At 35.4% G+C, this 25,431-nt stretch carries 25 protein-coding genes, 4 tRNA genes and 1 pseudogene; 4 read left to right on the forward strand and 26 right to left on the reverse strand.

Features of this window, described 5'->3' with window-relative positions; genetic code table 11:
* Nucleotides 1–9: 9 nt before the first annotated feature.
* Nucleotides 10–1,041 carry an acyltransferase gene (locus ACK1U5_RS22810; protein WP_000533187.1) on the reverse strand — a complete coding sequence of 344 codons (1,032 nt, stop codon included), beginning with the start codon at nt 1,039–1,041 and terminating at the stop codon, nt 10–12.
* Between the two features lie 237 nt (nt 1,042–1,278).
* On the opposite strand from ACK1U5_RS22810, the gene guaC reads away from it, so the two are divergent.
* From guaC to ACK1U5_RS22825, 3 genes and pseudogenes are all read left to right on the forward strand, one after another.
* On the forward strand, nt 1,279–2,262 hold the full coding sequence (gene guaC, locus ACK1U5_RS22815; protein ID WP_000432447.1) for a GMP reductase: 984 nt from the start codon (nt 1,279–1,281) through the stop codon (nt 2,260–2,262).
* Between the two features lie 136 nt (nt 2,263–2,398).
* A pseudogene (locus ACK1U5_RS22820) lies at nt 2,399–2,869 on the forward strand (oligoendopeptidase F); the annotation flags it as partial.
* A 60-nt stretch (nt 2,870–2,929) separates the two neighbouring features.
* Complete coding sequence (locus ACK1U5_RS22825) at nt 2,930–3,034, forward strand: oligoendopeptidase F (RefSeq protein ID WP_009327392.1); 105 nt, start codon at nt 2,930–2,932, stop codon at nt 3,032–3,034.
* Between the two features lie 37 nt (nt 3,035–3,071).
* Here ACK1U5_RS22825 and ACK1U5_RS22830 read toward each other — a convergent pair whose 3' ends face one another.
* The 25 genes from ACK1U5_RS22830 to ACK1U5_RS22950 form a co-directional block, all read right to left on the reverse strand.
* Nucleotides 3,072–3,950, reverse strand: coding sequence for a radical SAM/SPASM domain-containing protein (locus ACK1U5_RS22830; protein ID WP_000713633.1), 879 nt, complete (start codon nt 3,948–3,950; stop codon nt 3,072–3,074).
* A gap of 219 nt (nt 3,951–4,169) precedes the next feature.
* The gene (locus ACK1U5_RS22835; RefSeq protein WP_000253110.1) at nt 4,170–6,188 is read right to left on the reverse strand and encodes a GAF domain-containing sensor histidine kinase; all 2,019 of its coding nucleotides are present in this window, start codon (nt 6,186–6,188) and stop codon (nt 4,170–4,172) included.
* A 68-nt stretch (nt 6,189–6,256) separates the two neighbouring features.
* A complete protein-coding gene (gene rlmH, locus ACK1U5_RS22840) occupies nt 6,257–6,736 on the reverse strand; it encodes a 23S rRNA (pseudouridine(1915)-N(3))-methyltransferase RlmH (RefSeq protein WP_001027003.1) in 480 nt (159 codons plus the stop codon).
* Between the two features lie 59 nt (nt 6,737–6,795).
* Nucleotides 6,796–6,981, reverse strand: coding sequence for a CxxH/CxxC protein (locus ACK1U5_RS22845; RefSeq protein WP_001052831.1), 186 nt, complete (start codon nt 6,979–6,981; stop codon nt 6,796–6,798).
* 53 nt (nt 6,982–7,034) lie between these two features.
* The gene (locus ACK1U5_RS22850; RefSeq protein WP_000008042.1) at nt 7,035–8,210 is read right to left on the reverse strand and encodes a S1C family serine protease; all 1,176 of its coding nucleotides are present in this window, start codon (nt 8,208–8,210) and stop codon (nt 7,035–7,037) included.
* 63 nt (nt 8,211–8,273) lie between these two features.
* Nucleotides 8,274–9,068 (reverse strand): MBL fold metallo-hydrolase, encoded by a 795-nt coding sequence (locus ACK1U5_RS22855; protein WP_000522837.1) that lies wholly within the window; start codon nt 9,066–9,068, stop codon nt 8,274–8,276.
* The gene (locus ACK1U5_RS22860) at nt 9,052–9,894 is read right to left on the reverse strand and encodes a two-component system regulatory protein YycI (RefSeq protein ID WP_000383740.1); all 843 of its coding nucleotides are present in this window, start codon (nt 9,892–9,894) and stop codon (nt 9,052–9,054) included. Before ACK1U5_RS22860 ends, ACK1U5_RS22855 begins: the two co-directional genes overlap by 17 nt.
* A complete protein-coding gene (locus ACK1U5_RS22865; RefSeq protein WP_000061563.1) occupies nt 9,875–11,191 on the reverse strand; it encodes a YycH family regulatory protein in 1,317 nt (438 codons plus the stop codon). Before ACK1U5_RS22865 ends, ACK1U5_RS22860 begins: the two co-directional genes overlap by 20 nt.
* Entirely contained in the window at nt 11,188–13,029 is a 1,842-nt protein-coding gene (walK, locus tag ACK1U5_RS22870; RefSeq protein ID WP_000755367.1) for a cell wall metabolism sensor histidine kinase WalK, read from the reverse strand. The genes ACK1U5_RS22865 and walK overlap by 4 nt, the downstream gene beginning before the upstream one ends.
* Before the next feature lie 3 nt (nt 13,030–13,032).
* A complete protein-coding gene (walR, locus tag ACK1U5_RS22875) occupies nt 13,033–13,740 on the reverse strand; it encodes a cell wall metabolism DNA-binding response regulator WalR (protein WP_000971865.1) in 708 nt (235 codons plus the stop codon).
* Nucleotides 13,741–14,021: 281 nt separating this feature from the next.
* Nucleotides 14,022–14,094 (reverse strand) — tRNA-Phe (locus ACK1U5_RS22880).
* Between the two features lie 41 nt (nt 14,095–14,135).
* A tRNA-Asp gene (locus ACK1U5_RS22885) sits at nt 14,136–14,211 on the reverse strand.
* Between the two features lie 21 nt (nt 14,212–14,232).
* Nucleotides 14,233–14,304, reverse strand: a tRNA-Glu gene (locus ACK1U5_RS22890).
* Nucleotides 14,305–14,317: 13 nt separating this feature from the next.
* A tRNA-Lys gene (locus tag ACK1U5_RS22895) sits at nt 14,318–14,393 on the reverse strand.
* A gap of 141 nt (nt 14,394–14,534) precedes the next feature.
* Nucleotides 14,535–15,824: an adenylosuccinate synthase gene (locus tag ACK1U5_RS22900; RefSeq protein ID WP_000100239.1), complete on the reverse strand. Its 1,290-nt coding sequence runs from the start codon at nt 15,822–15,824 to the stop codon at nt 14,535–14,537.
* Between the two features lie 215 nt (nt 15,825–16,039).
* Nucleotides 16,040–17,401 carry a replicative DNA helicase gene (dnaB, locus tag ACK1U5_RS22905; protein ID WP_001286148.1) on the reverse strand — a complete coding sequence of 454 codons (1,362 nt, stop codon included), beginning with the start codon at nt 17,399–17,401 and terminating at the stop codon, nt 16,040–16,042.
* 27 nt (nt 17,402–17,428) lie between these two features.
* Nucleotides 17,429–17,875, reverse strand: a complete 447-nt coding sequence (rplI, locus tag ACK1U5_RS22910; RefSeq protein WP_000864228.1) for a 50S ribosomal protein L9 — start codon at nt 17,873–17,875, stop codon at nt 17,429–17,431.
* Nucleotides 17,872–19,845 (reverse strand): DHH family phosphoesterase, encoded by a 1,974-nt coding sequence (locus tag ACK1U5_RS22915; RefSeq protein ID WP_001113788.1) that lies wholly within the window; start codon nt 19,843–19,845, stop codon nt 17,872–17,874. The genes rplI and ACK1U5_RS22915 overlap by 4 nt, the downstream gene beginning before the upstream one ends.
* Nucleotides 19,846–19,923: 78 nt before the next feature.
* Entirely contained in the window at nt 19,924–20,859 is a 936-nt protein-coding gene (locus tag ACK1U5_RS22920; protein ID WP_044585053.1) for a YybS family protein, read from the reverse strand.
* A gap of 80 nt (nt 20,860–20,939) precedes the next feature.
* Entirely contained in the window at nt 20,940–21,173 is a 234-nt protein-coding gene (rpsR, locus tag ACK1U5_RS22925) for a 30S ribosomal protein S18 (RefSeq protein WP_000918873.1), read from the reverse strand.
* Between the two features lie 45 nt (nt 21,174–21,218).
* Nucleotides 21,219–21,731, reverse strand: coding sequence for a single-stranded DNA-binding protein (ssb, locus tag ACK1U5_RS22930; RefSeq protein WP_000981966.1), 513 nt, complete (start codon nt 21,729–21,731; stop codon nt 21,219–21,221).
* Nucleotides 21,732–21,757: 26 nt separating this feature from the next.
* Nucleotides 21,758–22,048, reverse strand: a complete 291-nt coding sequence (gene rpsF, locus ACK1U5_RS22935) for a 30S ribosomal protein S6 (RefSeq protein ID WP_001233778.1) — start codon at nt 22,046–22,048, stop codon at nt 21,758–21,760.
* A 191-nt stretch (nt 22,049–22,239) separates the two neighbouring features.
* Nucleotides 22,240–23,340: a redox-regulated ATPase YchF gene (ychF, locus tag ACK1U5_RS22940; protein ID WP_000524672.1), complete on the reverse strand. Its 1,101-nt coding sequence runs from the start codon at nt 23,338–23,340 to the stop codon at nt 22,240–22,242.
* Between the two features lie 115 nt (nt 23,341–23,455).
* Nucleotides 23,456–23,653 (reverse strand): DUF951 domain-containing protein, encoded by a 198-nt coding sequence (locus ACK1U5_RS22945; RefSeq protein WP_000435485.1) that lies wholly within the window; start codon nt 23,651–23,653, stop codon nt 23,456–23,458.
* A gap of 20 nt (nt 23,654–23,673) precedes the next feature.
* Entirely contained in the window at nt 23,674–24,555 is an 882-nt protein-coding gene (locus ACK1U5_RS22950; protein WP_000364815.1) for a mechanosensitive ion channel family protein, read from the reverse strand.
* 259 nt (nt 24,556–24,814) lie between these two features.
* On the opposite strand from ACK1U5_RS22950, the gene yyaC reads away from it, so the two are divergent.
* Nucleotides 24,815–25,411: a spore protease YyaC gene (gene yyaC / locus ACK1U5_RS22955; protein WP_001020715.1), complete on the forward strand. Its 597-nt coding sequence runs from the start codon at nt 24,815–24,817 to the stop codon at nt 25,409–25,411.
* The last annotated feature ends 20 nt before the right edge of the window (nt 25,412–25,431 follow it).

Consider the following 25,431-nt stretch of genomic DNA (forward strand, 5'->3'; position numbering starts at 1 on the left):
AAAATATATTTACGGAACTAACCTTTTTACAAATGGTATTCGTTGCAATACTAAAGTTATTATCATACTCAGAAAAAGTGTAATCATTACATTTATAGGTATTGCCAGTATTGCATGTACATGGGCATCTACCTTTGGAATAACTATGTATAGATAGTTATTTAATAAGAAAAAGTGAAGAATATAAATTCCAAGACTTGCTTGGTTTATACCACGTAATAAAAATGGTAATTGTCTTTCCGAATTTTGGAAAGTGTATTTAAAAAAGACAAATAATCCAATTGCCATAAGTACAACACCTGGCGCAAAATATTCATACCAATATTGGTCCAATTGCCCATTAGCTTTGACTGTATAATAGTATGTAATAAAGAACGTACCAATAAACCCTAAAATTCCCCCAATATAAGATAGGTTTCTCCATTTTTTTGCAATATCATAATTAGATAAGTAATAACCTAGTAGAAAATATCCTACATAGTTTGTCACATAAAATAGTTCGATATTAAAGTTGATAGGATAATAATAATTTACTAGTTTGACTATAACAGATGCATATAACCATAAAATTAAAAAATATTCTATCTCTCTCTTTTTAGCATTTTTCACGAATACTTTCAGTAAAGGGGCGATTAGGTATATTCCTACAATCATGTATAAGAACCATAGATGTAAACCAATACTATTTGTTAAAAAATACTTTACCCCCTGTTTTAAAGAAGCCGGAAAATATCCTACGCAAGCTCCATAGATGTAAAATATAGCACTCCAACCTATAAAAGGTATGATTACTTTACTTGCACGTTTCTTTAAAAATTCCCCAATAGAACTATCTTTTGCTCCCCTTAACAATAAAGCTCCGCTAATCATTACAAATATCGGAACACTAGCACGTGAAAATGAATCATAAAAATTACCAGCCATCCAACGCGATACGTTACTTGCATCTAACATAGAAACATAACCAGCAGAAACGTGAATTGTAACGACCGCAATTGTTGCTAATACGCGTAGCCAATCCATATAAACTAAACGTCCCATAAAACCTCTCCCATAATTAATATATATATCTACTATTTTCCAAATATAATTCTACAGTAAACCAATAAACATTAAAATACATTATAGACATTTAAATACAAAAAACATTAAATAAAATTTAAATTCCAAATTAATAATTAAACCTTTGACTTCTTAATAAAAATAATGTAAATTATCCTATGGACGAACATTTTTAATTAATAAAAATAAAATATTCGTATTTTAGGGGTGTAAATGATGGAAAACGTATTCGACTATGAAGATATTCAATTAATTCCTGCAAAATGTATTGTAAATAGCCGCTCTGAATGTGATACAACTGTCACTTTAGGAAAACATAAATTTAAATTACCTGTCGTACCTGCAAATATGCAAACGATTATTGATGAAAGAATTGCAACTTATTTAGCTGAGAACAACTACTTTTATATCATGCATCGTTTCCAACCAGAGAAACGAATCTCATTCATTAGAGATATGCAATCACGTGGATTAATCGCTTCTATCAGCGTTGGTGTAAAAGAGGACGAATATGAATTCGTACAACAATTAGCTGCTGAGCAACTGACACCTGAATATATCACGATTGATATCGCACACGGTCATTCTAATGCTGTGATCAACATGATTCAACATATTAAAAAACATTTACCAGAGAGCTTCGTTATCGCTGGAAACGTTGGAACTCCAGAAGCGGTAAGAGAATTAGAAAATGCTGGTGCCGATGCAACAAAAGTTGGTATTGGACCTGGTAAAGTTTGTATTACTAAAATTAAAACAGGCTTCGGAACTGGTGGTTGGCAGCTAGCTGCACTTCGCTGGTGTGCAAAAGCTGCAAGCAAGCCAATTATCGCTGATGGTGGTATTCGTACACACGGCGACGTAGCTAAATCTATTCGATTTGGGGCAACTATGGTCATGATCGGTTCTCTATTCGCTGGTCACGAAGAGTCTCCAGGGGAAACAATTGAAAGAGATGGAAAACTTTATAAAGAATACTTCGGTTCTGCTTCTGAATTCCAAAAGGGTGAGAAGAAAAACGTTGAAGGTAAGAAAATGTTCGTTGAGCATAAAGGTTCTTTAGAAGATACGTTAATCGAAATGGAACAAGATCTTCAATCTTCTATCTCTTACGCTGGTGGAACAAAATTAGATGCTATTCGTACTGTAGATTATGTTGTCGTGAAAAACTCGATTTTCAATGGTGACAAAGTATATTAATTCTTAAATTAACTTGAAGGACAAGCATTTTCATGCTTGTCCTTCTTTTTTGTATATAAAAATGAAAAACATTTTAATTTAACAGAATTTTCTATCGCTATATTTTTAGATAGTCTTAAGAAGGAGGATATACGACTTGAAAAATGTAATAGAAAATCGTCTTAATTGCGCAGAGGTACCTGCTGAACTAACATGGGATTTATCCGATTTGTATAATTCTGATGCCGAATAGCATACTGCATTAAACGCATTGGAAAATGATATAAAGAAACTTGATTCATTTAAAGGACATTTACATACTAGCTCCCACACTTTATTAAATTGCCTACTTTTAGAAGAAGAACTTTTAATGACGTTAACAAAACTGTACTCATATGCAAATTTAAAAGAATCTACTGATCGTACAAATCCAAGTATTCAAGCGAACTCTTCCAAAATTTCTGCTTTATGGACGAAAGTACATACTGCACTATCCTTTATTCATAATGAAATCCTCATATTCGGCGAAGGAACAATTGAAAAATATTTAACTGAAGAAACAAAACTTGAACCTTTCCGTAAATCGTTACTAGAAATACTACAAAAAAGGCAGCACACACTGCATCCACTGCAGTAGCTCAAATGATTAAAGAGGAAGTACAACCTGCTATTGATCGCTGGTGGTACAATGAAACATGCCGGAGTAGATATGTCAAAACCAGATGCAATCCGTAAAGCTGTTTCTTACGTTGGTTCATTAATTGATAAATTAGAGCATTCTTATCAAGTATAAAAAATAAGCCCTCGCTTTATGAGGGCTTATTTCATATTTACTTCCCAAACCGTTTACGATATCCACATTTCCTGCAAAGTTCTTCAACCGCAACTCTTTTCGAAAATCCATCGACAATGTTTGTTGCTCTTTCACCTTCGATAATGTTAGAAAATGAATCATTATTAATATTCCCAAGGTTAATAATCCCTTCACCGTCTAAACAACAAGGAATAACTGTTCCATTCGCTAAAATACCCGCTTGATTACGAAGTCCATGACAGAATCCTTTCCCATCATCCTCTTCTTCATGTAATGCTGGCCACTGGAATTCATAGTCTTGATTAATAAAGACACGTTCTGCAATTTTTATACCTTTTCCTGGTGTAAGCTTCTCTTCAATTTGATAAGATAGATCAAATTCATTTTCAATTATAGATAATAACTCTCTATTTTTCTGGATTTCAGCATTCGTTTTATTATCCTGAGTTAAATTCCATAACCTTAACGATACAATTAAATCTGATTGACTTGTCGCTTCCCTAATGAAGGAAAGTATACTCCTTACATAGCCCTCTTTATCTTGCGAACCTGGATGTCCATCAAAACTATGCAGTGAAAAATTCATTTGTCTTAACGCAGGCTTATTTAACAGCCTATGTCTTCTCTTATTAATTAACGTTCCGTTCGTTGTAATATTAACTTTAAACCCTTTTTCATGACTTAAGTCTAATAGTTGATCTATTTTCGGGTGGAGCAACGGCTCACCCTTCACGTGCAAATAAATGTAGTCTGTGTGAGGTTTAATTTGGTCTAATCTTTTAGCAAAATCCTCCACAGAAATGAATTGCTTCTGCCTTTCCGTCGGCGGACAAAAGCTACACGCAAGATTACATACACTCGTAATCTCCAAGTAAAACTTCTTAAACTTCTTCACCTTTAATTCCTCACTTCTCTAACTACTTATACTTTTTCCTCTTCATATTACAGCATATTTTTATGGAAATAGAAACATACTTATTTTAGGAAATCTACATACCATCTAATAATATTTAAAAGACCATCGGTAATTTTTGTCCAATGGTCTTTTTATCCTTTTATATGCAAAGAATAAATTTATTTATGATACGGTTCATCGTAACTATTCTAAATAAGGTTATTTTTTATTATTTTCATAATTAAATTTAACAAAAAAGGTAGTGCCTTCCGATCCTGTTTGAATTTCTATTTTTGCATTATGGCGGGCAGCAATGGCATAACATACACCTAACCCCAATCCAGTTCCATTATCTTTGGTCGTGTAAAACGGCGTACCCAGTTTCTCTAATACTTCAGGCCTGATACCTTTTCCTTGATCCCGCACTGCAAGCACCACACAATTTTGACCTTCCTTGTAAGTGCTAATGGTTAGAACTTTCCCTGTATTCATCGCTTCTAAGCCATTACGATATAGATTCATTAATAATTGCCGTATTTCATTACGATTTAAAAGTAATTCTGGAATGTCATTTGTATCGACTTGAATATATTTATTTTGATTGTACGTATCAATCTTTATTAAAGGAATAATATCGTGGATAATTGAATTTAGATCTAACATCTGCAAATCCGATTTCCTTGTATTACCCATTGAGAGAAATTCAGTAATAATAGAATTGGCACGGTTAAGTTCTTCAATCATTAAATGAAAGTACTTATTATGTTTCTCATAGGTATTCTCTTCTTTTAATAACTGTAAAAATCCTAGTACTGTTGTCATTGGATTTCTAATTTCATGGCTGATACCTGCTGCCATTTGCCCTATTAAATCTATGTTGGATAATCTTTTCAATTCCTGTTCATATTTCTTTTTTTCCGTTATGTTTTTAAAAATACAACAAATACCATCATCATACGGGTATGCAATAACTTCGTGCCAATATTCATCTGCAGTAGAAAGAAATTCGAAATGAACTGTAGTTCGCTCTGACATCGCACGATGAAATTCCTTATACATAACTGTGTCGATTTCACTCGGGAAAACATCCCATATATTCTTTCCTAATACATCTTTTGCTGTTTTTCTTTTCGGAAAATATTGGTGCTTATTTACGTACGTAAATTCCCATTTATTATTTAAAATAAAAAATCCATCCGTAATACATTCAATCACACTTGTAACTTTTTCATTAGCAGCAGCTAGCTCTCTCGTTCGCTCTTCCACTATGCTTTCTAGTTGATCCATATATGACAAATTCGAAAACGTAGGGGCTGTGGCATCAACGATAGATTTTGCTAGTTGAAGTTGAGAATGATCATAATTGTGAGCTTTTCCTTCTTTGCCAACGACGATTACCCCTAATACTTCTCCAATTGAAACCAATGGAATCATCAATAGACCCTTACTATCTATATTTTTTGTTTGAATAACTTCTTGAATCTTGGCTTCATAGCTTTTCTCTGTCCAATCCGCTTCTGTCCAATGACAGCCCTTACTTAATTTCGTTGTTTTAATTGTTGTTTTATCTAGCGGATCTAGAAGATGGGCAGTCATATTTTTACTCTCTAAAATCTGTTCTAGGTAAAAAAAGCATTTATCAAAACTCTCCTGTATCGAGGAACACATTGATAAATCACGTGTAACATTTAGTAACAGCTGCTTCTCAGCAATAAGGTTTTCCTTTTGTTTTAAATTATTTGTGTTTTGAATTGCAACCGCAGCCATATTTACATAAGCTTCAACACTTTGAATTTCTGAATCTGTTAAATTCATCGGAATTCCATAATCAAATAAAAAAACTAGACCAAATAACTCTTGCCCAAATGAGATAGGCAGAGCTAATAAGGACTTAATTTTGAATGCATTAACCGGTCTCGGATCTGGTCGATGATCCTTTGAGGTATCAGGAATATAGATGGTTTTTTTCGTTTCAATAACCTCTTTTGCCAGTAAGTCTATTTCAGGATCAATTACTTGAGTATCGAGCGTTACGCCATTTATAGTCTCTGGTTTTCCTGCAAACCCTCTAAATGTTCCATCTTCCTGGGGTAAATAAATTCCAACAGCATCGCACCTAACAATTTCCTCTGATATCGCCATTGTCACACGCTGCAATACGTCACGTAGTTCTAATTTCGTATTTATTATTTTTGTTATATTTGCGAGTCTAGAATATCTCGTCTGATCACTTACCATTCACATAGCCTCCAATTATAGGCATAATAAAATAAATATGATAATATCAGTGTTTTACATAGAATACATTACTTATGATACGGTTCTCCACGATTAATCCGAAACGCTCTATACACTTGCTCAAGCAACACTAATCGCATTAATTGATGTGGCAATGTCATCTTTGAAAAAGAAAGTGATTCATTTGAACGCTTCATCACTTCTGAGCTTAGTCCCAGTGATCCACCAATTACAAATGCGACTTTACTCTTTCCGTATGTAGCAAGGCGATCTAGACTTACCGCAAATTCTTCTGATGACTTTTGCTTTCCTTCTATAGCTAATGCAATCACATGCGTGTCATCAGAAATTTTATCGAGTATACGTATACCTTCTTTTTCCTTTACAATTAACATTTCTGCTTCACTTAAATTTTCTGGCGCCTTTTCATCAGGTAATTCAATTACTTCTACTTTTGCGTATGCAGATAATCGTTTTAAGTATTCTGCTATACCTTGTTTCAAATATTTTTCTTTTAATTTCCCAATTGAAATAATCGAGATATTCACACGTATCCTCCACCTTACAAACATGTTATCCACAAAACTTATCCACATATCCACAAATACTACCCACATATTGTGTGAGAATCTGTGTTCGATACAACATATGTCGCCTCATTTTGACAAAATTCACATGTTTTTTTCTCTTTTCCCGAGTTATCCACATTGTTGATAACTGGTGCAACTTCACACTCATCCACAATAATATCTAACGCTAATTCAACATGTTCTAAACAACAAGGTAAATTCATTTTCTACACCTCACTTTTCTACAATAGAAAACAGGAGGTAGGCCCTCCTGTTTTTAATACTTTTGAATGCCTAATTTCACTGTTGTTGTTACTCTTTTTGTACCACGATAAAACGTAAGAGTCATTTTATCATTAATTTCCTTATCATATAAGGCCGTACGGAATCCAATAATATCGCGAATCGGTTTTCCATCTACTGCCACAATAACATCATGTTCTCTTAAACCAGCATCCGCACCTGGCGAAGGACTTTTCACATCCAAAATACAAACGCCCTCTGTTACAGTACCTGGTAAATGTAATGTTTTTGACCAATAATAGTTTGGGATTTCATTTAATGACCTAAGTTCAATCCCAACATACGGTCTTCTTACTTTTCCATACTTCTCAAGTTCATTCATAATCGGAACAGCTCTAGTCACCGGAATAGCAAGGCCGATTCCTTCTACTTCTTTTGCAGCAATTTTCATTGAATTAATACCAATTAATTGTCCTGCTGCATTTACAAGCGCACCACCACTATTCCCCGGATTAATCGCTGCATCTGTTTGTAACACTTCTACTTGCCAATCATAATGTCCATCTTGATCTAAATCTACAGGGACAATACGTTCATTAGCTGAAATAATACCTTGTGTAACTGTTCCAGAAAATTGCAGTCCAAGTGGGTTTCCAATCGCAATAACTGGTTCTCCTCTGCGAACAGTATTAGAATCGCCAATTTCAATTATTTTTTTCACATGCTTTGCATCTATTTCTAATACAGCTAAATCTGTGACTACATCGGTTCCTAATACTTTTCCAGGAACCTTCTTACCATCACTTAGACTTACTTCAATACGATTCGCTCCAGCTACAACATGATTATTCGTTACAATATAAGCTTGACCATCTGTCTTTTTATAAATTACTCCTGATCCTGTACCGGCCTCTGAATCTGCCTCTGAAAAATTATCTCGTTGAATGTTAATAACACCCACAACAGCTTCAGATGCACGATCAACAGCATCTACAAAGCTAATCTGTTTAATCCCTTGAGCTTCAGCCATATTACTTCCGCTTGCTTCAGCTTGCGGAAGCGTATCAGCAGAATTCGAAAATAAAGGCGCTCCAAACGCAAATAAAGAAGCTCCTACAATTGTTCCCGCTATACTCGAAAGAACTATACCTTTGTGCTTCTTTTTTCCTGCACGTTTCATACGATAACTTTCTTCATCAATAAAGGACATATTTGTTCACCTATCTTCCTGAAAACAACTATATTCACCTTTATTGTTTACTAAAATGAAGAATTATACGTATTGAATTTTTGTAGGCATTTTTGGATCTGTATCGTGAATTTCAAAGGATTCACCCACTCCAAATCCTTTTTCCTCTAGTACTTGTGATACTGACATACGCGCTAGTTCTTTCATGTTATTATCTAAGCTTAAATGAGCTAAATAAATATGCTTTGTCTCATCTGTAATTACATCTGCCATCGCTAATGCAGCATCCTCATTACAAACATGCCCAACGTCACTTAAAATACGTCGTTTAATGCTCCATGGATAACGTCCCATACGAAGCATTTCTACATCATGATTACTTTCAAATACAAAAGCATTAGCTCCCTTAATAACGCCCTTCATACGGTCACTTACGTATCCCGTATCTGTAATAAGCGCTAATTTCCTATTATTGTTATGGAAAGCATAAAACATCGGTTCTGCCGCATCATGAGAAACTCCAAATGACTCGACTTCAATATCACCAAATGTTTTCACATCACCAACTGAGAAAATAAACTTTTGTTCAGTTGGGATATTTCCTATTAAATGTTCCATTGCATTCCATGTTTTCTCATTCGCATAAACAGGTAAATCATATTTACGTGCCAATACACCTAATCCTTTAATATGATCACTATGCTCATGCGTTACAAGAATACCTGATACATCATTTATATTTAGTTCTGCTTGTTTAAATAAAGCCTCTGTTGCTTTACCACTTAAACCTGCGTCGACTAGTAATTTTTTTTCATCGGTTCCTACGTATAGCATATTTCCTGTACTTCCACTTGCAAGTACGCTAAAATGCAACCCCATTCTTTCTCACTCCAGTATGTTCATCAACCACTTGATTTTCCTTTTCTCCTAATTCCATAACTTGTCCTTCAATTGCATTCACAAAGAAGTCCTGCTTCTGCTCCGTTTTTAAATTCCACGTTGGAGCAAGTACTTGGTTATTAGAAGTAGATGCGGTAAGAGTGGCATAACCAATTTGCGCTTCTTTAACATGCGTATTTCCATGAATTTTATTTTTTAAATACAAATTTTCTAAAGCTGTTTGAGCCGTAATAATTTCTTGCTCTTTCGTTTTTTCACCTTCGCCCATTTCTTTTAAATCAGTTAGCATTGTCTGCGTATATGAAACAAGTTCATTTTTTTCATTTAATTCCACAACAATCATCGCCTGATTATTATAGAAAATAGGCTTATCTTTATATTTTTGGAAGAAATAAATTTTAGAGTCTTTCACCGCTCCAAATTCATACTTTTGTCCATCCAATACATAGTTCTTCAAAAATTCATTATACTTATCTTTTGATAATGATTTCGTATTTAAAAAAGGCTCTTTTAGCTTACTTTCTATCTTGTACATATTTTGTATATGCACCGTTTGATTTTTCAAAGACTGTATATCTTCTTCTTTAAAGGCTTTATTTTCCGCTCTAATAAATGACTCTTTTTTCGGTTCTTTAGGGATATTTCCCATCGTAATTTTATTTGCTTTTAATTCTTGATCTATCTTTGTTTCTGCAATAAGCTCCAATTGATTACTATCTTGCTTTTGAATGAATTGGAAAATGAGAAAGAGATCCAAAACAAAAAAGGTCACAATAAATATGGTTTTAATCCGATCCCAATCCATTTAGTCCTCCCTCACTCCACTCATAGATTTTCTGTTTACCTGTTTCATCTTCAACAAGCTTTACATACCAAATTGGTTGTAGTCGAACCACTTGCCCATCTAGTGATAACTTGTATCCAATGCCAATATCCTTAATTACTTGTTTCTTTATCTCTGGATTATTTTCTAGGGATGCTATTACAACATGCCCTGACGGAAGAGTAACCTTCTGTTCTATACCTTTAGTATTTAAAGACAGCAACGGTCTTTCATATTCCATTACTTCTTCTGATCCCCATACTTGTCTTAATTCCGCTAATCCATCTGCATTGAATACTGGATATCCATCTTCATTTAAGCGAAATACTGTCTCTCCTTTATTCATATAGTCCAAACGATATGAATCCAAACTCCCACTGTGACCACTTACAAATTCAAAGCTTTTTTGTAAAAGCATTAAATTATCTATCGTTTTCTCAGTTAAGACAGAAGAGTTTTTATACTTTAGCATGTGACGATCGTTTTCAATTTCCATGGATCTAATACCATCTGTAAATGTTTCTTTCGACATCTCGGTAATCGGACTTAAATAACGAGGATCACTAAACAGAGCATTCTTAAACGTATCAACTGCTAAATTAGATGAAATATATGTTATATTGCTTAACTCTGTCGTTCCATCTGGTAAAAATAATTTTTTCATATCATTGAGTTGATAATCAAAATAAGGTTTTGCTGATACTATAAATTGATTTTGGGCATTTACAATATCTTTTAAATACAAGCCACTTAATTTTGCCTCGTATATTTTAAAGTTATCACCATCAGAAACAAAGTTAATTTTAATTTCTTGATCCTTACTTCTAGAAGGATCAAGGAGAATACGATTAAAATGTTTAGGCTTATCTGTACTTTTCTCTTTCATGTTAAACATGGATTTAACTGCATCAAATGGGATATCGGTAGGGAAAACAAGTTCAACTTTCCCTTCACCATGCACATATGAAAGGAAATCACCCTTAGTGATTGATATCTCTCTAAAATCATGTAGTTCCCCTACTTCCAGGGGCTTATAGATTGATTCTATATCTGCCTCTCTTCTGCTCCCATAATGATTTTTATCTTTATGCACGATAATAGAAGTAGGACGGACAACATCGGAAATTTTAGTTTGGTTCATTCCTTCATTCCCCTGTACAAATTTCGCGTTTTGCATGGATGTAGAATCTGGCACATACGTCCATAGATTAAAAGTAAGAAATAGGCTAATTACAACTAGGTTAATTAAAACTATTGTTTTAAAGTTTTCCATACTCATTCCCAATCGTCCTCTTCATCTGCTGCCATTGGTAACGTGAAATAAATAGTTGTCCCTTTTCCTTCTTCACTCTTCGCCCAAATAGAGCCACCATGTGCCTCAATCATTTCTTTTGCAATTGCTAATCCAAGTCCCGTACCACCCATTTGTCTTGAACGAGCTTTATCTACGCGATAAAAACGTTCAAAGATTTTATCAACGTTTTCTTTTGGAATACCCATTCCTTGGTCACTTACACTAATTTCTAATAAATCACCGCGATCACGTAAACGATATGTTACTGTTCCACCTTCTGGTGAATACTTTAATGCGTTAGAAATAATGTTATACAGCACTTGAGTAATTTTGTCAGTATCCATATCAATAAATCTAGATTTCTTAGAGAAAGATCGTTTGAAACTTACATTTTGCTCTTTAGACATTTCAAAGCGATCAATAATATTATTAAAGAAATCAGTAAAGTCGACCCATTCTTTCATTAAACGATGCTCTGTACTATCCAGTTTAGATAGCTGTAACAACGCATTGACAAGTCTAATCATTCTTTCTGTTTCTTCTTGTGTAACCGTTAAAAATTGTGGTGCAATATTTGGATCCTGCCATGCTCCATCTGTAAGTGCCTCTAAATAACTGCGCATCGTCGTTAATGGCGTCCTTAATTCATGAGAGACATTTGCCACAAACTCACGGCGTTCCCGTTCTATACGTTCCTGCTCTGTTACATCATATAGTACAGCAATTAAGCCGTTTGCCTTCCCTGTTTCTTTTTGAATAACAGAGAAACTAGCACGTAAAATATATGGTTCATTTCTCGTACTAAAATCTAATAAAACAGAATCTGGCTCTTCATATAAATGATCGAGCGTAAATTCTTCCTGTATCCCTAATACCTCTAAAACAGATTGATCGAGCGCTGTTTCACGAGAAACATTTAACATCTTTTCCGCAGGGTCATTTAGTAAAATAATATCCCCTTTTCGATCAGTAGCAATTACTCCATCTGTCATATGTGATAAAACAGATGATAATTTACGCCTTTCACTTTCTGTAGAAGAACGAGCTTGTTGTAATTTTTTCGATAAATTATTGAAGGATAATGCCAGTTGTCCAATTTCATCATGGCTATGCACTTTTACTTTTCTGGAATAATTTCCTTTTGCCATTTCGATTGCTTGTCTCCGCATATCTGAAATTGGTCTTGTAATTGTTTGAGCCAATAAAATCCCAAGTACGGCCGTTACTAATAAAGCAATTACTGTTCCCGTAGCAAAAATTTGATTTATATCCTTCATTTGTTTATATACATCTTCCATAGATGCCACAATGTAAATAACACCAAGCGCATCCTTACCGTTATCATCTAGAATCGGAGTAAGCATAACTTGAACACGATGACCTGTACTACCATCCTTCTCAATTTTCACTTCTGGCTTTTTTTGTACTAACACTCGCTGAACAGCTATATCAGTTGATGTTCGATTCACCTTATTCTGCTTTGATTCATCTGAAATAGCCAGTAACTTTCTGTGCGAATCAAATACACTTACCTCTTGTATAACTTTCTTCTGATCAGAGGCAAATTTTCGAATTGACGTTTTAATCGTTTCATCTGTTGACTCTGTTTCTGCTTTTGTATAACTTTTTTTAAACTCTTGCTTCAAATTATATGATAATAAGTTTGTTTGCTGTGTTAAAGAATCCCTAAAACCTTGTACTAAGCTCTTCTCTAATTCCCTTACGAAATATACTCCAATAACTTGCATCGCTATTAATATTAATAGCATATATATAAGCACAAATTTTAAATGAATAGATTGAAAAAAACCAACTTTCTTCATATACTATTCCTGCTCTGGGTCACGCAAGTAATACCCTACTCCACGTCTAGTTACAATTAAAGTAGGATGGCTTGGATTATCTTCAATTTTTTCACGTAAACGACGTACTGTAACGTCTACTGTGCGCACATCTCCAAAATAGTCATAACCCCAAACTGTTTGTAATAAATGTTCGCGTGTCATAACTTGTCCTAAATGTTTCGCTAAATAATGTAGCAACTCAAATTCACGATGTGTAAGCTCGATATTTTCCTCGCGCTTCGTTACACTATATGCATTTGGATTAATCACAATTGGTCCAATAACCATTTCTGTATTTTCTTCTTTTTCCGCAGCACCACCTTGTTGATGGCGGCGTAAATTCGCCTTCACACGAGCAAGTAATTCCCTTGTACTAAATGGCTTCGTTACATAATCATCTGCCCCAAGCTCAAGCCCTAATACTTTATCAATCTCAGAGTCCTTTGCTGTAAGCATAATAATCGGCATTTCTGAGCTTTTACGTATTTCACGGCAAACCTCTAAGCCGTCTTTACCTGGTAGCATAATATCTAATAAAACCATATCTGGTTGCTCTTCATTAGCCTTTTCAATTGCTTCATCACCATCATGCGCCATTACTATTTCAAAACCTTCTTTTTCTAAGTTAAACTTCAAAATATCTGCAATCGGCTTTTCATCATCAACTACTAAAATTTTCTTTCCCATCATCGTCTATTTCCTCCTTATAAAAATATGGTCAATAATCCCTAAACATATTGATGTTTACATAGTATGTCCTATATGACCGCATCCTTTGTTTAAGTATTTTCTCCTCTATTCTCATAGACTCATGTATGATCCACTTTTACACGGCATCTTATACGATCTATAGAAAAACCTCTAGCTTCAACTGCTAGAGGCTCCTCGTTCTATTTTAAAATAACTACTCAGTTTTGTAAAATTACATAAATAAAAAGGATATTAAGTGGGCCCACTTAATATCCTGAGAGTGGCTCGGGACGGAATCGAACCGCCGACACGAGGATTTTCAGTCCTCTGCTCTACCGACTGAGCTACCGAGCCAAAACTATATATAAAACCACTAATGGTGGTATAAACAAAAGTGGCGGTCCCGACCGGGGTCGAACCGGCGATCTCCTGCGTGACAGGCAGGCATGTTAACCACTACACCACGGGACCAAAAATAAGCAAAAAAAAACATGACCCGTACGGGATTCGAACCCGTGTTACCGCCGTGAAAGGGCGGTGTCTTAACCACTTGACCAACGGGCCACGAAAAATAAAATGGTGAGCCATGAAGGACTCGAACCTTCGACCCTCTGATTAAAAGTCAGATGCTCTACCAACTGAGCTAATGGCTCATACTCACCAACGTCATATTTTCGTGACGACAAGATGTATCATAACATGTATTCTGTATTTATTGCAATACTTTTTTTGTTTTTTTATAAAAGAATAAGAAAAAACTCATGCGGACATGAGTTTTTTCTAAAAAATATTAATTAAGCTTCATATACATTACGAACAATATTTGTTTGGTTACGATCTGGTCCAACTGAGAACATAGATATTTGAATTCCTGTTAACTCAGAAACACGTTCTACGTATTTTCGTGCATTTTCAGGAAGTCCATCTAATGATTTTACACCAGTAATATCTTCTTCCCAACCTGGAAGCTCTTCATATACAGGCTCACATTTCGCTAAAATGTTTAAGTTAGCTGGAACTTCATCAATAACTTCGCCATTGTATTTGTAAGCAACACAAATTTTAAGAGTTGGAATACCTGTTAAAACGTCGATAGAATTTAATGATAAATCCGTTAAACCACTAACACGACGTGCATGTCTTACAACAACGCTATCGAACCAACCTACGCGGCGTGGACGACCAGTTGTCGTTCCATACTCGCGACCAACTTCACGAATTTGATGACCAATTTCATCATGAAGTTCAGTAGGGAATGGACCATCACCAACACGGCTTGTATATGCTTTACATACACCTACAACGCGAGTAACTTTCGCAGGACCAACTCCAGTTCCAACTGTTACACCACCAGCAATTGGGTTAGAAGATGTAACGAACGGGTACGTACCGTGGTCAATATCAAGCATAACACCTTGCGCACCTTCAAATAATACACGGTGATTATTATCTAATGCATCATTTAATACAACAGACGTATCACATACATATTGCGCGATTTGTTGCCCGTACTCGAAGTACTCTTCGAAAATTTCTTCTACAGTGAAACCTTCTGTATCGTACATTTTTTCAAATAAACGATTTTTTTCTACTAAATTGCGCTCAAGCTTCTCTTTAAATGCTTCACGGTCTAAAAGATCAGCCATACGAATACCAATACGAGCAGCTTTATCCATATATGCAGGACCGATACCTTTTTTCGTTGTACCGATTTTGTTATCACCTTTACTTGCTTCTTCTAACTCATCTTGTTTTAAGTGGTAAGGTAAAATAACATGTGCACGGTTACTTACACGTAAATTATCAGTACTTACACCACGATCGTGTAAGTATTTTAACTCTTCAAGTAATGCTTTTGGATCTACTACTAATCCGTTTCCGATTACACAAATTTTCTCTTTATAGAAAATACCAGATGGAATTAAGTGTAATTTATATTTAACTCCGCCGAAAACAATTGTATGTCCCGCGTTATTTCCACCTTGATATCTTGCAACTACTTCCGCATGCTCAGAAAGAAAATCAGTGATTTTACCTTTTCCTTCGTCGCCCCATTGTGTTCCTACAACTACTACTGAAGACATTATTAAAGCACCTCCGCAATTTTCAAACGATCTATTCAAACAATATAATTGTACCAAAACCGAAAAAGAAGTCAACCGAAAAGCGAACATTTTTTCATAAAAAAACTTTTTCGTTCGTAAGAATTATATATTTAACTTATGAAAGCCTTATCTTTCTTATAAAAAAAAAGAAACACATCTTATTATAAGAAATGTGTTTCTTTTTTATACTGCCTTTATGCCGGCGGAGCATGTCCATCCTCAAAACGACGTTCTAAGTTAACGAACTTATTGAACTCTTTGACGAATGCAAGTTCCACTGAACCTACTGGACCGTTACGTTGTTTTGCAATAATAATTTCAATTGTATTTTTATTTTCCGTTTCTCGATCATAGTAGTCTTCACGATATAGGAAAGCTACAATATCAGCATCCTGCTCAATACTTCCAGATTCACGAATATCAGACATCATCGGGCGTTTATCTTGACGAGATTCTACACCACGAGATAACTGTGATAAAGCAATAACAGGCACTTGCAATTCACGTGCAATCCCTTTTAAGGTACGAGAAATCTCAGATACTTCCTGCTGACGGTTTTCTCCTGATTTCCCACTTCCTTGAATAAGCTGCAAATAGTCAATCAAAATCATACCAAGACCTTGTTCTTGCTTTAATCTACGACATTTTGCTCGAATCTCATTTACTTTAATACCTGGCGTATCATCAATATATATACCAGCATTTGAGAGACTCCCCATTGCCATTGTTAATTTTGCCCAATCATCGGAAGTTAATGAACCAGTACGAAGTCTTTGTGCATCAATATTCCCTTCTGCACAAAGCATACGCATAACAAGCTGATCAGCACCCATCTCCAAACTAAAAATCGCTACATTTTCATCCGTTTTCGTCGCTACGTTTTGTGCAATATTTAATGAAAATGCCGTTTTCCCTACCGATGGACGTGCTGCCACGATAATTAAATCATTTCGTTGGAAACCTGCTGTCATCTTATCTAATTCAGTAAACCCAGTTGGTATCCCAGTAACTTCACCCTTTTGATTATGCAAAAGTTCAATTTTGTCATAGGCATCTACAAGAACATCTTTAATGTTTTGGAATGCTTTTGCATTCGTTTGATGGGATACTTCTAATATTTTTTTCTCAGCCTCGTTTAAAAGACCATCCACATCATCTTCTCTCTCGTATCCATCCGATACAATATGAGTCGCCGTGCGAATTAAACGACGTAAAAGCGCCTTTTCAGCGATGATGCGTGCGTAATATTCTACGTTAGCTGCAGTTGGCACAACTTCTGCTAACTCTGCTAAGTAAGAAACCCCACCAACCTCTTCTAGTAATCCTTGATCAGCCATTGCTGATGTCATCATTACTAAGTCGATCGGCTCTCCCTTATCAGATAGCCCAAGCATGACTTCAAAAATCTTTTGATGTTTCGTTCGATAGAACGAATCAGGTACCAATAACTCTGATGCTGAAGTTAACGCATCTTGATCAATCAATATGGCCCCTAAAACCGCCTGCTCAGCCTCTATATTATGCGGAGGGGTACGATCAGCAAGTACATCACTCATACGCAATCCTCCTTGCTTAATTTATTTTTATTGTTCACTAACATGAACTTTTACTGTTGCTGTTACTTGTGGATGCAATTTCACAGTAACGTTTGTATAACCTAACGCGCGGATTGCATCGTCCATTTCAAATTTACGTTTATCAAGCTTAATCTTGTGTGATTTTTGCATTGCATCTACGATTTGTTTGCTTGTGATAGAACCAAATAAACGGCCACCTTCTCCAGATTTCGCCTTTAATTCTACAGTTAATTTCTCTAAAGTCTCTTTTAACTCTTTTGCATTTTCAAGCTCTGCTGCTGCATCTTTTTCTTCTTTACGCTTTTGAGCTTCTAAAGTTTTCATACTGCTATTTGTTGCTTCAGCAGCTAATCCTTGTTTTAATAAGAAGTTATTTGCATAGCCATCTGGTACGTTTTTTACTTCTCCTTTTTTACCTTTACCTTTTACGTCTTTTAGAAAAATTACTTTCATGATTGTGTGCCTCCCTGTAAATAGTCATCAATAACAAATCGAAGCTTCTCCTCAGCTTCATCTACTGTAACATTTTTCATCTGTGTGGCTGCATTCGTCAAATGCCCGCCACCGCCTAAGTTTTCCATAATTAGCTGTACATTCACTTCACCTAAAGACCTGCTGCTAATTCCAATGAGGTTCTCGCCACGTTTCGCAACAACAAATGATGCAATAATCCCTGTCATCGTTAATAACGTGTCTGCCGATTGCGCAATAAGCACTTGATCGTAGTAATCATCACTATCAACTTTAGCAATCGCAATTCCATTTTTATAAATGTACGCATTTTTTATAGCTTTTGCAACCCGTAAATACTGATCCATATCTTCCTTTAAAAGTTCTTGTACAAGTACAGTATCTGCACCATGTGAGCGTAAATAAGAAGCAGCATCAAATGTACGAGCCCCTGTCCGGAATGTGAAACTTTTCGTGTCGACAATAATACCCGCTAACAATGCCGTCGCTTCTAACATTGTCATCTTTAAATTTTTAGGTTGATACTCAAGTAATTCTGTAACCAATTCTGCTGTTGAAGAAGCATATGGTTCCATATAAACTAGCAATGGGTCTTCAATAAAATCTTCTCCACGGCGATGATGATCAATAACTACTACATTTTCAATTTTATGTAACAGTTTTTGCTCCATCACCATAGAAGGTTTATGCGTATCGACAACAACAAGTAACGACTCATCATTTGCAAATTCCATCGCTTGCTCTGGAGTAATAAAACGAGACCATAACTCCTCATTTTGTTTCACTTTGTCCATCAAACGCTTAATTCCTTTATCGGAATCATTTTCATCTAACACAATATATCCTTTACGCTCATTTAATTGAGCCACTTTTAAAATACCAATCGCAGCACCAATTGCGTCCATATCGGGAGCCCTATGCCCCATAATAATGACATTACTACTTTCTAATACTAAATCCTTTAACGCATGCGAAATGACCCTAGCGCGTACACGGGTACGTTTTTCAACCGGATTTGTCTTACCTCCATAGAACTTAACTTTACCTGTCGCTTGTTTAATAGCTACTTGGTCTCCCCCACGCCCAAGCGCAAGATCTAAACCAGATTGAGCCATTGCTCCAAGCTCTGATAAAGGTAAATCACCTGATCCGACACCCACACTTAATGTAAGTGGTATATTCCTTTTAGATGTTTCTTCACGCACCTGATCTAAAATACTAAATTTCCCTTTTTCCATCTGCGTCAAAATACTTTCATTTAGCACAACGAAGAATCTTTCTGAAGATGCACGTTTTAAATACGCCCCATACTTAAGTGCCCATTCATTTAGTCGCGATGTCACAAGACTTGTTATATTCGTACGTAATTGATCATCTAATCCTTGTGTAACTTCATCATAATTATCCAAATAGATGACAGCCAAAACAGTCCTTTGATCCTCGTACATCTTTTCGATTTCTGTTTGTTCCGTTACATCAAAGAAATAAATTAACTTTTCTTCTTTCCTTACAAAAACGCGAAACTTTCGATTATTTAAAGAGACTATATCATCAGAAGTTTCTCCTTTAATGAAAAGAAGTAATGTTTCTGATACATCGTAAAGGTGCCATCCAGCTAATGCATGCTGTCCCAGACATGAAGATAAATAAGGATTTGCCCAATCAATCCCATAATCCTTATTGTATAACAAAATACCAATCGGCATTTGGTTAAATGCTTCATTACTTACTTTCTTTACTCTTGTAATCATATCTGTCGTATGCTTTTCGAAATTCCTTTGAAAATTAAGTTCAAATCGTATAACGATAAAGAATACGATACAAAAAATGACAAAAGCAGCTATCCCCATAATTAAATGAAAATAACAGAGAATTGAAATGAGCACAAACACAAAAAATGCCAATACATAAACAGGATATAAAAACCACTGTTTCTTATCAAATTCAGGCATGTATACAACTCCTATAAAGTAAAACTAACTCACCTTCCAGTTAGTTAAACAGATTAAAATAGTATAAGGAATATTATTTTATCCCCCTATTTTAGAACGCAATGAAATCCCTAAGTCAATTATACCTAAGATTGTCACAAGAGGAAACAGCATCGGAATAAACATGCATGCAATAAAACTAATAATAGGAACCCCTTTAGTAAAACCTTTTCTATACGCTAAAAAGGCGATAAATGTCAGACCTTGCAGTACAAGCAATAGTGCAAATATGACATTTAGGTTAGAAAATACCATATGTAAATATGATGTTGGTTCTACTTTTATAAAAGTTGCTAACAAAATAAATATAACGTAATACCAAATGATACTCTTTGGTAATTGTATATCTTTAAATTTAGGCCAAGATATAACGTCATGTTTTAACTTTTTCAAAACACTATCTGATATTATCACTGTCATCCAAGAAAAACATACTGAAACTAGCACAAGTATACTCGGAAGTAACGATTGTAATATATCGTTCATTTGTGCAAGTAACTCTTTTTGTTCCTTACTAATCGGCATACCTGTAGCACTTACTATCTTTTCGCTTTTCGCCATACTTTCACTAAATATACTTTGCATTTGCTTCATTATATCTATGTTGAAAAACTTTATACTCGCAACATAAATAAGTACAAAACCAATTAAGTATGCAAGCGTCCCAGCTATTAAGATTTCCACTGGCTTTTTTCTTGTTTTATACATATATCCTAAAACAATCCCTATCAATCCAAACATAATTGTCTTCACTAAATTCATCGGTTGACTCACAATAACAGTAACAAAAAGTGCCGCTACAAAAACCACGAGCACATTAGATAGTTTATGTCTTATCATTAATAGTATAAATGGTAACGGCAACGCAAAAGTTACAACTGTACCCAAAATCGGAACATACATAGATATAAGCAATAACATTGCATATATAGCCAACAACGCGGCACCTTCAGTAATAAATCTTGCTTGTTTCACATTTTAACCTCTCTTTCAAAAAAGAAAAGCATAGCAAAATGCACAGTAGAGTCCGACTCTACTGTGCATTTCATACGCTATTATTCACCAACATATGGTAAAAGTGCCATTTGACGAGCACGTTTAATTGCAACTGTAAGTTTGCGTTGGTATTTCGCGCTTGTTCCTGTTACACGACGAGGTAAAATTTTACCACGCTCAGAAACGAAACGTTTTAATAAATCAACATCTTTATAGTCAATGCGAGTGATGCCGTTAGCTGTGAAGAAACACACCTTACGACGTTTCGCACGTCCACCTTTGCGTCCTGCCATGTCTATTTCCCTCCATTCTTTGTTAAAACTAACAAATTTACTGTATTAGAACGGTAAATCGTCGTCGGAAATGTCGATCGGTTGACCTACATTTGAAAATGGATCGTCATTCTTCGTAAATCCAGAGTTACCTTGGTTACCTGAATTACTAGATTGACCAAATGGGTTAGAGCCTTGGTTACCGAAACCAGCTCCTGATGGTTGCTGATTAAATGAACCACGTTGCTCCCCACCGCCATTACGCGGCTCTAAAAATTGCACGCTTTCCGCAAGAACTTCTGTTACGTATACACGTTTACCATCTTGTCCCTCGTAATTACGAGTTTGAAGACGTCCATCTACGCCTGCTAAGCTACCTTTTTTCAAATAATTTGCTACGTTTTCTGCTTGTTTACGCCATATTACACAATTAATAAAGTCAGCTTCACGCTCACCTTGTTGATTGGCAAATGCGCGATTCACAGCTAACGTAAAAGTAGCTACTGCAACACCATTGGGCGTGTAACGTAAGTCAGGGTCCTTAGTTAAACGACCAACGAGGATAACACGATTCATCAATCGAACCACTCTCCCTTATATATCAATTATTTTTCTTCTTCTTTAACAACGATATGACGAAGGATGTCTTCGTTGATCTTAGCTAAACGGTCGAATTCATTAATCGCTTCTGCGTTAGATTTCACGTTTAAGATCATGTAGAAACCTTCACGTAAGTCGTTGATTTCGTAAGCTAAACGACGCTTACCCCACTCTTTCGTGTTAATGATTTCTGCACCATTGTTTGTTAAAACACCTGCAAAACGTTCAACTAAAGCTTTTTGAGCTTCTTCTTCAACGCCAGGACGAATGATGTACATAATTTCGTACTTTCTCATTACACTTTCACCTCCTTTTGGTCTAAACGGCCCGTAATGGGCAAGGAGCAATTAATTTATAGTAATTACTCACGAGTTTAGATTATATCATAGTAAGTTATATGAATCAACTCACCAATACATAAAAAACTTGGCAAACATATAATATATTTGCCAAGCTCATATCTTTATTTTTCCTAGGAAATATTAAATTAAACGTTAAAACGGAAGTGCATAACATCTCCGTCTTTTACGATATATTCTTTTCCTTCTAAACGTACTTTTCCAGCTTCTTTTGCAGCTGTCATAGAACCGTTTGTCATTAAGTCATCGTAAGAAACTGTTTCTGCACGAATAAATCCACGCTCAAAGTCTGTATGAATAACACCAGCACATTGCGGTGCCTTCATTCCTTGTTTAAATGTCCAAGCACGTACTTCTTGAACGCCAGCTGTAAAGTAAGTAGCAAGTCCTAATAGGTCATATGCTGCACGAATTAATTGATCTAAACCAGACTCTTCAATTCCTAATTCTTCAAGGAATACTTTTTTCTCTTCTTCGTCTAATTCAGCGATTTCTGATTCGATTTTTGCACATACAACGATTACTTGAGAATTTTCATTTGCTGCAAATTCTTTTACCATTTGTACGTATTTATTTTCCGAAGGATCGATAACATCGTCTTCACTTACATTCGCTACGTATAACATTTCTTTTGTTGTAAGTAAATGAAGGCCTTTAACAACCTTCATCTGCTCTTCTGTAAATTCAACAGTACGAGCCGGTTTTCCCTCTTCAAAAGCTTCTTTTAAACGAACTAAAATTTCATGCTCATATACCGCTTCTTTATCTTTTTGTCTTGCTAATTTCGCAACACGCTCGATACGCTTATCAACAGACTCTAAGTCCGCTAAAATTAGCTCTAAATTGATTGTTTCAATATCATCAATTGGATCTACTTTCCCTGAAACGTGCGTAATATTTTCGTCTTCAAAACAACGAACAACTTGGCAAATTGCATCTACTTGACGAATGTGAGATAAGAATTTATTTCCTAAACCTTCACCTTTACTAGCACCTTTTACAATACCTGCAATATCAGTAAACTCGAATACAGTCGGAACAGTCTTTTTCGGTTCTACTAATTCCGTTAATTTATTTAAACGCTCATCTGGTACTTCTACAATCCCTACGTTTGGATCAATTGTACAGAATGGATAGTTCGCAGATTCTGCTCCTGCTTGTGTAATTGCATTAAATAAAGTGGACTTCCCTACGTTAGGTAATCCAACAATCCCAGCCGTTAATCCCATATTTTTCACTCCTATGTCTCAATCTTTCATCATTATAGATAGTAACGAAAAAAATGACAAGTTTCCGCCAAACGAAAAAAAGTAACAGTTACCTACTGTAACTGTTACTCTCCCTCTATTCTTCGTGCTTCACAAGTATTTTTTTCACCTTACGATCAAACTCTCTTCGAGGAATCATTACTGAATGGTCACACCCCTCGCACTTAATGCGGATATCCATTCCCATACGAATAATTTTCCAACGATTCTCGCCACATGGATGGGCTTTCTTCATTTCCACAACATCATACAAGTTATATTCCTTTTGCTCCACTCTCCAAACTCCTCTCCATACTAAATTGCTTTTCCACTAACTAATTCTTCACGATTATATAAAACCATACGTGGATATGGAATTTCAATTCCATGTAAATCAAGACGATTTTTAATCTCTTTACGAAGTGCCCTTGCAATAACTGCATGTTGCATCGGTTCTACTTCAGCAATAACACGTAATATAACTTCTGATGCAGCTAATGTTTGCACACCTAATAATTGAGGTGTTGTTACCATTTTTTCGTACTTTGAAGGTAATTCTACTAATAAATCTTCAATAACTTGCTCTGCTTTCGCAATATCAGCCTCATATGAAATAGATACATCAACAAACGCTACACTATTACTAACTGAGTAGTTAGTAACTTGAACAATACTTCCATTTGGTAAAGTATGAATTTCACCTGTCCAACTCTTTACTTTCGTTGTACGAAGTCCAATTTCTAAAACGACTCCTTCAAATTGACCGATTTTAACATAATCGCCAACCGAAAACTGATCTTCTAACAAAATAAATAAACCTGTAATAACATCTTTCACTAAACTTTGAGCACCAAATCCGACTGCTAAACCAATTACCCCAGCACCCGCTAATAAACCTGATGCATTAATATCAAACACACCTAAAATAGCAATTAGCATAATGAACATAACAACGTACGCTACAATATTTTCAAGTAATTTCGCTACTGTAACTGTACGACGTTCTGAAATTTGAATTGGAGAACGACTTCCCATGCGAAACGCATTTCGTACAACCGCTCTTGCAATTCGCACAACAACTGCACCAATTGTTAAAATAATACATATTTTTAATGTCGCAACTCCAATATGAGCCCAACGATCAGCATCTAATAAATACTGTTTCATAGAATTAAACCACTTCGCTAATAAATCCATGTACCTCTACCTCTCTAGCTAAAATTTCTTTTTAGTTACCCTTATTATTGTATCAGAAGTCCCCTAATTGCTGAAAAAATTTTATGATTTTAATCCTATTTTATCCCCGACATCCAGGTATAAAATGGAACGAATATATATATACTAGTACTATTATTTCCGTTTTCATTCACATTTTGCAAAAATTATGCACTTATAACTTTCCATTTTCCTCACCATATAACATATATTGAAAATTTATTAAAAGGATGGGTGCTTCATGAATATTGGAAGTTTTCGCTTACCATTTTTTGAGAAAGAAACTCAAAACGTTATGCACCAAGATCTAGAAGCCTCCGAGATAATCAGTAATTTCTTACTTACCCATATTCCTATTAAAACTAATATACCACTCATTCTCGTTTGTATCGGCACAGATCGCTCTACAGGTGACGCACTCGGCCCATTAGTTGGTACAAAACTTGAACAAATAGACATCCAAAACCTCCAAGTATTCGGTACACTAGATGAGCCAGTACATGCGCTAAATTTAGAAGAGAAAATTCAGAATATACAGAAAGAATATCCTACTGCATTTATAATTGCTGTTGATGCATGTTTAGGAAAGTCCCAAAATATCGGATCGATCACTACTGGAAAGGGACCTAGTAAACCTGGAGCTGCTATGAATAAGAAATTACCTGCAGTTGGTGATTTGCACATACACGGTATCGTCAATCTAAATGGGTTTATGGAGTTTTTCGTTCTTCAAAATACAAGATTAAGTTTAGTCATGAAAATGGCTGATGTAATCGCACAAAGTATAAAAGAGACGGATCAAAAATTATCCGCATTAAAAAAAGCAAACCATCTATAAATAATAAGATGGTTTGCTTT

Source organism: Bacillus sp. XB1 (assembly GCF_053557995.1).